General features: G+C 59.3%; 7 protein-coding genes. 6 read left to right on the top strand and 1 reads right to left on the bottom strand.

The window, feature by feature from the left end; genetic code table 11:
* Positions 1–203 precede the first annotated feature (203 nt).
* Positions 204–1,382 carry a serine hydrolase domain-containing protein gene (locus Q4Q11_RS30325; protein WP_498571793.1) on the top strand — a complete coding sequence of 393 codons (1,179 nt, stop codon included), beginning with the start codon at positions 204–206 and terminating at the stop codon, positions 1,380–1,382.
* Between the two features lie 162 nt (positions 1,383–1,544).
* Complete coding sequence (locus tag Q4Q11_RS30320; RefSeq protein WP_498571792.1) at positions 1,545–2,462, top strand: PhzF family phenazine biosynthesis protein; 918 nt, start codon at positions 1,545–1,547, stop codon at positions 2,460–2,462.
* Between the two features lie 48 nt (positions 2,463–2,510).
* Here the strand turns inward: Q4Q11_RS30320 and Q4Q11_RS30315 are convergent, their stop codons facing one another.
* Positions 2,511–2,672: a hypothetical protein gene (locus tag Q4Q11_RS30315; RefSeq protein WP_498571791.1), complete on the bottom strand. Its 162-nt coding sequence runs from the start codon at positions 2,670–2,672 to the stop codon at positions 2,511–2,513.
* Positions 2,673–2,899: 227 nt separating this feature from the next.
* Between Q4Q11_RS30315 and Q4Q11_RS30310 the strand changes: the two genes are divergently transcribed.
* The 4 genes from Q4Q11_RS30310 to Q4Q11_RS30295 all read left to right on the top strand — a co-directional run.
* On the top strand, positions 2,900–4,174 hold the full coding sequence (locus tag Q4Q11_RS30310) for an MFS transporter (RefSeq protein WP_113222729.1): 1,275 nt from the start codon (positions 2,900–2,902) through the stop codon (positions 4,172–4,174).
* Positions 4,175–4,202: 28 nt separating this feature from the next.
* Positions 4,203–4,394: a DUF1192 domain-containing protein gene (locus Q4Q11_RS30305; protein ID WP_112503119.1), complete on the top strand. Its 192-nt coding sequence runs from the start codon at positions 4,203–4,205 to the stop codon at positions 4,392–4,394.
* A gap of 385 nt (positions 4,395–4,779) precedes the next feature.
* Positions 4,780–5,295: a protease adaptor protein RcdA gene (gene rcdA / locus Q4Q11_RS30300; RefSeq protein WP_113213580.1), complete on the top strand. Its 516-nt coding sequence runs from the start codon at positions 4,780–4,782 to the stop codon at positions 5,293–5,295.
* Between the two features lie 278 nt (positions 5,296–5,573).
* A partial coding sequence (locus Q4Q11_RS30295; RefSeq protein ID WP_498571790.1) for a GTP-binding protein occupies positions 5,574–6,778 on the top strand: 1,205 nt, incomplete at its 3' end.

The raw sequence follows: 6,778 nt of genomic DNA, 5'->3' as shown, positions 1-6,778 counted from the left end.
ATGGCAGCCTAAATTCAAAGACACCCATCAGTCGCCTCAATCTATCCAGCGACAACCTCTTGAGGCTCCACATCTAGGTGCTCCACTTGTAATAAAGGGCGAAATAGAGGGGTTGCCATATGCTTGCTTGGCGCAGTTTTATAGCCGTTTTTGCTATAGTGTTAGTTGCTCAAATAGATATTGTGCGCGCCCAACAGTTGCAGATGGCCGTTCCCATCTTTTCGTCGACCGGACCAGATGCAGAGGCTTACGGTGAGAAACTCGGATATCCCGTCGGTCTGCCGCTTAGCGAACAACGCAACATGATCGGCAACTTCAGCCATGCCGACCAGCTTGCGCCAACACACACTATCGCCGCCGCCGAGCACCCGCTACCGCTCTTACGTGCCCCATCCGAGATTTCGGTCAAGTTCACGTTCGGCACGGAAACCGCCTCTTTGCCGAAATATCTCGGCACCAACCCCACCACGGGATTGCTGATTGCCCGCAACGACACGATCCTGTTCGAACACTACCAATATGGCCGCACCGACCGCGACCGGCTTGTCTCGCAATCCATGGTGAAAACCTTGACCGGCATGATGATCGGAATTGCGATCTCCGAAGGTTCCATCCACTCGATCGACGATACCGTTGAGACCTATGTGCCGGAGCTGAAAGGCACGGAGATGGGCGGCACGCCGATCCGCGCATTGCTGCATATGGCCTCCGGCATCGCCTTCACCGAGAACTTCGGCAATCCCGACGACAACATTCATCTCAGCAACTCATTGCTTGGACCGGAAAAGCTCGACCCCATTACGGCCGTATCGCGGTTCAACAAGCGGGTCGCGCCTCCCGATACGGTATGGCATTACAGCAATCTCGATACCGAAGGGCTGAGCCTGGTCCTGACCCACGCCACGCATATGAGCATGTCGGACTATCTCCAGACCCGCATATGGCAACCGATGGGCGCGGAAGCCAGCGCAAATTGGCAGGTCGACGGCACAGGCCAGGAAGTCGGTTACTGCTGCTTCAGCGCGACGCTTCGCGACTATGCCCGCTTTGGACTGCTGCTCGCTCATGACGGTGCCCTGAACGGCCGGCAGATCATACCCCGCCAATGGCTGCTGGATGCGACGCAGCCGGTTACGCAAGGCTCATTCCTCGCAGTCGATCACGAGAAGAATCCCTGGGGCTATGGCTATCAAACCTGGCTCATGCCCGGTCCACGCCGAACGTTTTTTCTGGACGGCCGGGCAGGCCAGCGCATTCTCGTCGATCCAACGACACATTTGGTCCTCGTGCACACTGCGGTACGCGCGAAACCGGGCGATGCAGGCAGTGCCGAATTGGTCGAGCTCTGGTCCAGCGTGCTCAAGCAGTTCCAGAGCAATTGAAGTAATCCCGATGCGTGCCGCAGACTTGCAGGACGCGACGTAAAGGGCACTGCTCCCAAAGAGGTCGCTGGCGAACTTGTCACCGGCACAAGTTCCTGCTTCCAGGTTCGTCCGGGCAGCGGCTAAATCCTGACAGTTCGATTAAAACTGCCGGGAACCGCCATGGACACTGTCGCCTATGTCACCGTCGACGTCTTCACATCCGAACGCTTCGTCGGCAATCCCTTAGCCGTCATTCCGGACGCCCGCGGCCTGAGCAGCGAGGCCATGCAGAAGATCGCGGCCGAATTCTGCTATTCGGAAACGACATTCGTGTTGCCGCCGGAAAACCCGGAGCATACAGCCCGCGTCCGCATCTTTACGCCGACGGCAGAAATCCCCTTCGCCGGCCACCCCAATGTCGGCACCGCTTTCGTCCTCGGCCAGCAGCAAGTGATCTTTGGAAAACCCACCGGCGACCGGCTGACCTTCGAAGAGGATGCCGGGCTCGTGGAGATAACCTTGTTGCGCAATGGTAGCGATGTTGCAGGCGCAAGCATTCGCGCGCCAGGCAAGCTCACGATCGGCGAGACCATTGCCGACGAGCTGATTGCCGCCTGCGTGCAGATCGACCCGCAATCGATCCGCCATGCAACCCACGCGCCGGTCTTCGCATCGGTCGGTCTGCCCTTCGCCTTTGCGGAACTGGACAGCCTCGAAACGCTCGGCAAGGCACGGCCGAATGCCGCTATTTTTGCCGAGGCGGCCGCGCGGCATAAGGAAGACAAGACCGGCTTCTCACTCTTTCTCTACATGCGCTCCCCTGAAAACCCGTGGGCTATCCGCGGCCGCATGTTTGCCCCGCTCGACAATGTGACGGAAGACCCGGCAACCGGCAGCGCCTCCGCCGCACTCGGCGCCTATCTGACCTCCCTGCTCCCCGCGCAGGATGCGGAGGTGAAAATCGCCATCGAACAGGGTGTGGAGATGGGAAGACGCAGCACTATCGGCGTCGATGTCCGGAAATCTGCGGGCACGGTAAACGAAGTCTTGCTGTCGGGCAGCAGCATCTGCGTCATGCGCGGGGAGATCCGGCTTTAGGTAGCCGCGTGTGACGGGCTTGAAGTCCCGAATCCTGGCTCAAATGCGCTAAAACACCTCGTTGACGAGCAGCGCGACCGTCCAGATCGCGAAGGCGAAGATGGCAATCTTCCAAAAATCGGCCCTGCGCCTCAGGCCCGGCAACCCCAAAGGCTTGACGAGATGCACTGCCATGGCGAGCAGGAGCAGCACCGCAATGGCTTTTGTCACGCTATTTTTCCCCGTTTATGCAAGAGTGAGGGCAGCCGCGACCAAAAACCGCTGCACCGCTTTCGCGATCATGCTCTAAATGTCATAGGACGGACATTTTTCCGCGCCAACAGACTGTTTCCACAGGCCGATAGCGGCAATCCGGGACACAATCAATAGCGAAAACAGGCAGGGCGGGATCCTGCCTTGTCGGTTCCTGAAATGGATCCGCATTAAGGTGGGGGAGCATGAAAAGAAACATATTGCCGGTACTCGCGCTGCTGTTCGGCACGCTGTTCCTGTTTACGGGCAATGGCCTGCATAGCCTGCTGCTGCCCGTGCGAGGCACGGCGGAAGGCTATGCGACGACGACGCTCGGCCTGCTCGGCACGACATGGGCAACGGGCTTCGTGCTCGGCTGCCTGACGGCGCCGAAGCTGGTCAGACGCATCGGCCATGTGCGCGCCTTCTCGGGCTTCATCTCCGTCATCGCCATTATCGCGCTTTTGACCGGCATCATCGTCGATCCCATCTGGTGGGTGGCGCTGCGCGCCGTAACCGGCTTCTGTACTGCCGGCACCTCGATGATCATCGAAAGCTGGCTCAACGAGCGCGCCACCAATGAAAGCCGCGGCGCGATCTTCTCGCTCTACATCGGCATTACGCTGATCGGCGCCGTCGCCGGCCAGATGATGGTGCCTTTCGCCGATATCCATACGCCCATCCTCTTCATGATGTGCGGCATCTGCTATTGCGTCGCCATGCTGCCGACCACGCTGTCGACCGCCGCCTCGCCGCAGCCTCTCAAGGCCGTCAGCCTCGACCTGAGGGCGCTCTACCGCAATTCGCCCGTCGCTTCGATCGGCATCCTGCTCGTCGGCATCGCCAATGGCGCCTACGGCACGCTCGGCGCCGTCTTCGGCGCCAATGCGGGCCTTTCGGAAAGCAATATCGCGCTGATGATGAGTTTGACCATCTTTGCCGGCGCCGTCATGCAGTTGCCCGCCGGCCGCCTTTCGGATCGCATCGACCGCCGCTACGTGCTGGCGGGCATGGCTGCAATCGCCGCTCTGGATGGCATCCTACTCTTCCTTTTGAAGCCCGGCAGCCCCTTCTTCCTCATCGGCATGGTCGTCATCTATGGCGCCGTCGCCAACACGCTCTACCCGATCGCCGTCGCCCATGCCAACGACTTCGCCGCGCCGGAGGATTTCGTCAAGGTTTCGGGCGGTCTGCTGCTGCTCTACGGCATCGGCACGATCATCGGCCCGACGCTGAGCGGCCCCGTCATGTCCTCCATCGGCCCCTACTCGCTGTTCTTCGTTACCGCCATCGCCCATGTGCTGATTACCTCCTATTCGATCTTCCGCAGCCGCATGCGCGCCGCAAAGCCGGCCGGCGATCGCGACGCCTACACGACCATGCCCTCGGCCAACGCACAGATGATCACGCCGGAGAGCATGGCGCTGGCGCGAAGCGAGACTTCAAAAAAGGACGATGTAACTGTAAATTACGGCACCTGATCCCTCTTGAAGGGAAGGAGGAGCCGAAATGAGCATATTCGACGATGACCGCCCGAAGCAGCCGTCCGCCCATGAGATCGGCAGCGATCTGTCGCTGCTGTCCGTGGACGAGTTGAAAAGCCGCGTGGCGCTGCTCCAGGACGAGATAGCCCGGCTGGAAGCGGAAATCGCCACTAAGGCCTCCGGCCGCAAGGCGGCGGACAGTCTTTTCCGCTTCTGAAGCACTTGCTTGACGGCGTTTGGCGGCAGCACGAAATCTGTGCGGCGCAGCCCGGGTTTAAGGCATGCTCAACTGAATATTAAGCTTTACGACATATTACTATGACCATCCAGATTCGTTCTGGACTCAGACAGTTCCTCCACTTGGCGAATTGGTCTGATTTTTCTCCCTGTTTTACCTTGAGAGCCGCTTTTGCGGCTCTTCTTTTTCGACCTGTGTCGCGGTCCTTGCCGAAACTGTGGAGATTAACCCTTTCTTAAGAATCACCTTGCGAATTTCAGTTAAAACCAGCATCTTAAAGTCATAAAAGCGGATGCCGAAAGCTCTTAGGGACTTGACCGGCTTTTCCTGAACAAAAGTGTTGCGTGAAGCAGGGATTTATTCGATGTCGGAACTTGGGTTGAACACGATCAGCTTTGCTGGCCACGCCGCATCCTCGGCACAGTTCAGGGCACTGTATTCTGAAGGCATGTCGCTGGTCGAGGAAACCGCCGGCTATCTCGACGGCCAGGGCCGCGCCGCCTCCAAGGTTCTGCCGCGCATGGCCTCGGTGCTCTACGCCGCTGAATCCATGCGGCTCACGACCCGCCTCATGCAGATGGCTTCCTGGCTGCTGCTGCAGCGCGCCGTCAACAACGGTGAAATGTCCCGCGATCAGGTACTCGCCGAAAAGAACAAGGTTCGCCTCGACGGCTTCAACGTCGACCGTAGTGCTCCGGGCTGGAACGATCTGCCGGAATCTTTCCGCGATCTCGTCGAACGCTCGCTGCGCCTCCAGAACCGCGTCGCCATCCTCGACCGCGAAATCTACCGCCCGACGGAACCCGCGATCGTTCCGGACAACCAGAACAGCGTCAAGGCACAGCTGACCCTGCTGCAGACGGCCTTCGGCGGCAACTGAGCTTCAGACAATCCGCAATGAATTCAAACCGGTCGCGCCTGACGTGGCCGGTTTTGTTTTGGGTAATCATCCCGAACTCTGAACAAGCCGCACGCAGAGCTAAGCCTTAAGTGGAAATCAGGCAAAGCTTGACGGATTCCGCGAAACGTCTGTAAAAATGAGTGCCCGCCTCTCAAACGGAAGGCGGGCAAGCCGACATCGAAACCGCGTGGAGGACCCAATGCGCCGACTCACTTCTCACGAAAATCACATCCGAAATTCTGAGAAGATGATGGACCATGCGCACATTGAATCTAGGCATCCTCGCCCATGTAGACGCGGGCAAGACTAGCCTTACGGAACGACTCCTTTTCGATATCGGCATAATCGACAGGCTTGGCAGCGTCGATGCCGGCAGCACGCAGACAGATAATCTCGAACTCGAAAAACAGCGCGGTATCACTATCGTCGCTGCGGTGGTTTCCTTCACCGTCGGCGACGTGACGGTCAACCTCATCGACACGCCGGGTCACCCGGATTTCATTGCTGAGATCGAACGAATCCTGCAATTGCCCGATGCCGCCGTGGTCGTGGTTTCGGCGGTTGAGGGCGTGCAATCGCAGACCCGCGTGCTCGTCAGGGCATTGCGCCGCCTCAGCATTCCCTTCGTGTTCTTCATCAACAAGGTCGATCGCCTCGGCGCGCGCTATGATGAGGTTCTCGAGGATATTGCGAACCAGTTGGCGGTTCGTCCCGTCGCAATGTCGATCGTCCACGACGCCGGCAGCAGGCTCGCCACAGTGGAAGCCGCCGATATCGAAAGCGAACCCCATTTCTCGCGCCTATGCGAAACGCTTTCATCAAATGACGAGGCTTTGCTGGGGGATTACGTTCTGGCCTCGGAGCGCCTGACGCCGCAAAGGCTGAAGCAGGCCCTTACCGATCAGGTGGCGAAGTCTCTGATCCACCCGGCATTTGCCGGCGCGGCGATACGGGGCCTCGGCATCCCGGCTTTGATCTCGGCGATCGAAACCCTGCTGCCCAGCCGACATCCGAACCCCGACAGCCCGGTTTCCGGGACAATCTTCAAGATCGAATGGGGATGGGGCGGCGAGAAGCTCGCCTATCTCCACCTGGCGTCGGGCACGATCGGTCTTCGCGACGATATCGAAACGGCGAGCGGCCCGGTAAAGATCAGCAGTCTTCAGCTTTTCAAGGACGGCCAGACAGACAAGGTCGCAAAGATCAGCGCAGGGCAGATCGCCAAAGTCGGCGGACTGCACAATGCCCGCATCGGCGATTGGATCGGCACCGAAAGACCGCCCGGCACGCTTCGCCACTTCGCGCCACCCACCTTGGAAACGCGCATCCGCTCGATGCGCCCTTCGGAAAACGCAGCCCTCTGGCTGGCCCTACGCCAACTCGCAGAGCAGGACCCGCTCATCAACCTGCGTGCCAATGAGGAGACGGGCGACATATATGTCTCGCTCTATGGCGAAGTGCA

This window comes from Rhizobium sp. UFLA01-1127, assembly GCF_059803845.1.
Note: the sequence above shows the minus strand (reverse complement) of the source record. Positions and strands in the feature narration are given on the sequence as shown.

What these genes read in the sequence shown, in the direction of transcription:
- Q4Q11_RS30305 (WP_112503119.1), top strand. Translation starts at nt 4,203, where the DNA reads ATGAGCATATTCGACGATGACCGCCCGAAGCAGCCGTCCGCCCATGAG.
- Q4Q11_RS30325 (WP_498571793.1), top strand. Translation starts at nt 204, where the DNA reads ATGGCCGTTCCCATCTTTTCGTCGACCGGACCAGATGCAGAGGCTTAC.
- rcdA (WP_113213580.1), top strand. Translation starts at nt 4,780, where the DNA reads ATGTCGGAACTTGGGTTGAACACGATCAGCTTTGCTGGCCACGCCGCA.
- Q4Q11_RS30320 (WP_498571792.1), top strand. Translation starts at nt 1,545, where the DNA reads ATGGACACTGTCGCCTATGTCACCGTCGACGTCTTCACATCCGAACGC.
- Q4Q11_RS30310 (WP_113222729.1), top strand. Translation starts at nt 2,900, where the DNA reads ATGAAAAGAAACATATTGCCGGTACTCGCGCTGCTGTTCGGCACGCTG.